This is a genomic window from Streptomyces sp. SID14478 (genome assembly GCF_010548525.1).
GTDB lineage: Bacteria > Actinomycetota > Actinomycetes > Streptomycetales > Streptomycetaceae > Streptomyces.
In genome coordinates this window covers 1-3,373 of the sequence record NZ_JAAGMG010001282.1, presented here as the reverse complement: position 1 = coordinate 3,373, position 3,373 = coordinate 1, and the positions used below count along the sequence as shown (strand labels likewise).

Annotated in this window: 5 protein-coding genes and 1 pseudogene; 4 read left to right on the top strand and 2 right to left on the bottom strand. The window is 73.5% G+C overall.

The features are described from left to right. From G3I40_RS41110 to G3I40_RS41100, 3 genes are all read left to right on the top strand, one after another. On the top strand, nucleotides 1–616 hold a 616-nt coding region (locus G3I40_RS41110; protein ID WP_164559911.1), incomplete at its 5' end, for an ATP-binding cassette domain-containing protein. Beyond that, nucleotides 613–1,377 carry an ABC transporter ATP-binding protein gene (locus tag G3I40_RS41105; RefSeq protein ID WP_164559910.1) on the top strand — a complete coding sequence of 255 codons (765 nt, stop codon included), beginning with the start codon at nucleotides 613–615 and terminating at the stop codon, nucleotides 1,375–1,377. The genes G3I40_RS41110 and G3I40_RS41105, both read left to right, overlap by 4 nt. Nucleotides 1,378–1,533: 156 nt before the next feature. Then, on the top strand, nucleotides 1,534–2,325 hold the full coding sequence (locus G3I40_RS41100; RefSeq protein ID WP_164559912.1) for an aldo/keto reductase: 792 nt from the start codon (nucleotides 1,534–1,536) through the stop codon (nucleotides 2,323–2,325). Nucleotides 2,326–2,346: 21 nt separating this feature from the next. Here the strand turns inward: G3I40_RS41100 and G3I40_RS41095 are convergent, their stop codons facing one another. Next, entirely contained in the window at nucleotides 2,347–2,544 is a 198-nt protein-coding gene (locus G3I40_RS41095) for a hypothetical protein (RefSeq protein WP_164559909.1), read from the bottom strand. A gap of 97 nt (nucleotides 2,545–2,641) precedes the next feature. On the opposite strand from G3I40_RS41095, the gene G3I40_RS41090 reads away from it, so the two are divergent. Further along, a complete protein-coding gene (locus G3I40_RS41090) occupies nucleotides 2,642–2,917 on the top strand; it encodes a hypothetical protein (protein WP_164559908.1) in 276 nt (91 codons plus the stop codon). Here the strand turns inward: G3I40_RS41090 and G3I40_RS41085 are convergent. Continuing rightward, nucleotides 2,914–3,373, bottom strand: a pseudogene (locus G3I40_RS41085) (SAM-dependent methyltransferase); the annotation flags it as partial. The gene G3I40_RS41090 and the pseudogene G3I40_RS41085 sit on opposite strands and share 4 nt — an antisense overlap.

Below are 3,373 nucleotides of genomic sequence, written 5' to 3'. Positions count from 1 at the left end.
CGGCGCGGGCAAGTCGACCACGTGCAAGGTGGCGGCCGGACTCCTCCCGCCGCTGCGGGGACAGGGGCAGGTGTACGTCGCCGGGCGCGCCGCCGGCGGTGAGGGCGCGGTCCGGCGGGCGCGGGCCGGGGTCGTCCTCGCGCCGGAGGGGCGCGGCATCTTCCCGTCGCTCACCGTCGACGAGAACCTGGCCCTCCACCTCCCGGCGCGCAGCGACCGGTCCGCGGTGTACGCGCGCTTCACCGGTCTGGCCGCACGCCGGGACGTCACCGCGGGCTCGCTCTCCGGCGGCGAGCAGCAACTCCTCACGCTCGCACCGCTGTTGCACAACCCGCCCCGGGTGCTCGTCGCGGACGAGCCGTCGCTCGGGCTCGCGCCCCGCGTCGTCGACGAGGTGTACCGGCTGCTCGCCGAACTGCGCGACGCGGGAACGGGGTTGCTCCTCGTCGAGGAGAAGGCGTCCGAGATCCTCGGCGTCGCGGACACCGTCGCGTACCTCGCGCAGGGCCGGGTGACCTGGTGCGGGCCGCGCGAGCAGGTCGAGGCGGAACGGCTCACGGACGCCTATCTCGGCATCGCGGCCACCGCAGAACCCAAGGAGGCGGGCCGGTCATGACGCAGTTGCTCAGGGCCGAGGGCATCGGCGTGCGCTTCGGCGGGATCCGGGCCCTCGACGGCGTGGACCTGCGTCTGGCGGCCGGCGAGGTGTGCGGCCTGATAGGTCCGAACGGGGCGGGCAAGACCACGCTGTTCGACGTCGTCTCCGGCATCCGGCGGCCCGACGCGGGACGGGTCCTGCTCGACGGCGTGGAGGTGACGCGGCGCTCCCCGGTGTGGCGGGCGCGGCACGGGATGCGCCGCACGTTCCAGCGCCAGCAGCTCTTCGGGCAGCTCACGGTCGCGGACAACCTGCTGGTCGCGCAGGAGTGGCGGCGCGGCGGCGCGGACGCGGACCGCTCGGGGGCGCTGCTGGAGGCCTGCGGCCTGCAGGCGTTCTCGGACGCGTACGCGGGGACGCTGCCGGTGGGCCGGGCGCGCATGGTGGAGCTGGCGCGGGCCGCCGCGGACCGCCCGCGCGTCCTGCTCCTCGACGAGCCCGCGTCCGGGATGACGGCCGAGGAGCGCGCCCTGCTGGCGGCGACGGTGCGCCGGCTCGCCGAGGAGGACGGGTGCGCGGTGCTGCTCGTCGAGCACAACGTGGCCTTCGTGATGGAGCTGTGCGCGCGGGTCGTGGTGCTCGATCTGGGCAGCGTGCTCGCCGAGGGGACGCCCGCGCAGGTCCGCGCGGACGTGCGCGTGCGCGAGGCGTATCTGGGGACACACGGGGAAGCGACGCACGGGGAGGCTCAGACCCCGGCACATGATTCACGTACGTGAATGGCATGCTGGTAGTCGGAAAGAGTCCCGTGGCAGTGCCCCCACAGGAATGCGCGTACGCCCGTGATCGTTGACCATGGGAGTACCACCCGACGACAGAAGGATCGACACCCCGTGAGCAAGGTCCCCCCGATCATCCTGAACAACGGCGTCGAGATGCCGCAGCTCGGCTTCGGCGTGTGGCAGGTGCCGGACGACGAGGCCGAGAAGGCCGTGGCCACGGCCCTGGAGGCCGGGTACCGCAGCATCGACACCGCGGCCATCTACGGCAACGAAGAGGGCACCGGCAAGGCCATCGCCGCTTCCGGCGTGGCCCGCGAGGACCTCTTCGTCACGACGAAGCTGTGGAACGCCGACCAGGGTCACGACGCGACCCTGCGCGCCTTCGACACCTCGCTCGACAAGCTGGGCCTCGACTACGTGGACCTCTACCTGATCCACTGGCCGCTGCCGTCCAAGGACACGTACGTGGACACGTACCGGGCGTTCGAGAAGATCGCCGCGGACGGCCGCGCCAAGGCCATCGGCGTCTCGAACTTCCTGCCCGAGCACCTGGACCGGCTGACCGCCGAGACGTCCGTCATCCCGGCCGTCAACCAGATCGAGCTGCACCCGCACCTGCAGCAGCACGCCCTGCGCGAGAAGCACGCGGAGCTCGGCATCGCGACCGAGGCCTGGTCGCCGCTCGGCCAGGGCAAGGGCCTCCTGGAGGTCCCGGCGATCATCGCGATCGCCCAGAAGCACGGCCGCACCCCGGCCCAGGTCGTCCTGCGCTGGCACGTCCAGCTCGGCAACGTCGTGATCCCCAAGTCCGTGACGCCGTCGCGGATCCAGGAGAACATCGACGTGTTCGGCTTCGAGCTCGACCCGGAGGACCTCGGCGCGATCAGCGCGCTCAACGAGGACCGGCGGCTCGGCCCGAACCCGGCCGCGTTCGACGTCGTCTGAGCCCGAGCCCGATCGCGGGCTTCAACAGACCTTCCGGTAAGGGAGGTTGGGCAGGTAGGCCTGCCATTCCGTGCGGCTGGGGCCACCGGCGCGGGCACACACGGTGCTCGCGGCGGTGGCCTCGTCCATGAGGTGGGTGCGCCTCGGGCTGCGCCCGGTGATCACGCGCAGGGTGCCGTCGTGGGCGGTCAGCCCGAGCGCGAGGACGCGGCTCGGCAACGAGGCGGGCAGGGGCGTTCCCGGGAGGCGCGCGCCTGCCCGGGCGTATCCGCATGGTCGTCGTCGCCTTGTGTGCCGTCTCCCTGCTGCCCACGACATGGGATCTGCGGGCACCGGCGAGGTGCCGCCACGGCAGCTGCGGGACCGGATGCTGCGCGAGCGACGGATCATCGCGGTCGGGGACCCCGGTGGCGCCCCCGCGGACGCGGTCCCCGGCGAGGCGGTCAAGCGTGAGGTGCTCGACCGGCACTTCCGGGCGTGCGGGGAGCTGTTGCCGCGAGGCGCGCGCGTCGTCGTATACGTAAGGGACGACGACGCGCGGGACGACGACGCGCGATGCCCCGCCGCCCCTTCGCCGCCGGCCCGCCCTTAAGCCTTCACCGCGACGTGCACGGTGTGCGCCGCCAGCAGGAACAGGTCCTCCCGCTGGTGCAGGCCCTGCGGGTCCTGCGGGTCGAGGAGCCGGGCGACCGTCTCGGCGTCGTCGGACGGGACGTCCGGCGTGAAGTTGTCGCGGCGGCGCTGCCACAGCCCGACGACCAGTTCGCGGGCGTCCGGCGACAGCGGAGCGGGCAGGTCGAGGAGGAAGGTGCGGCTGGTCGCGCCGGTAAGGCCCGCGTCCGTCATGAGGGCCGCCCAGTCCTCGGTGTCCTGCTTGGCGTCGGGCAGGCCGTCCCGCATCTCGGCGAACCAGTCCTCGTCGAGGGCGTCGCCGCGGGCCTGCAGCCCTGGTCGGCCGAAGCCGAAGTCGCGCGGCAGGCAGCGCCACGGCAGGCCGCCCTCGACGAGCGCGAGGGTGCCGCCGGGGGCGAGGCGTCCGGCGAGCGCG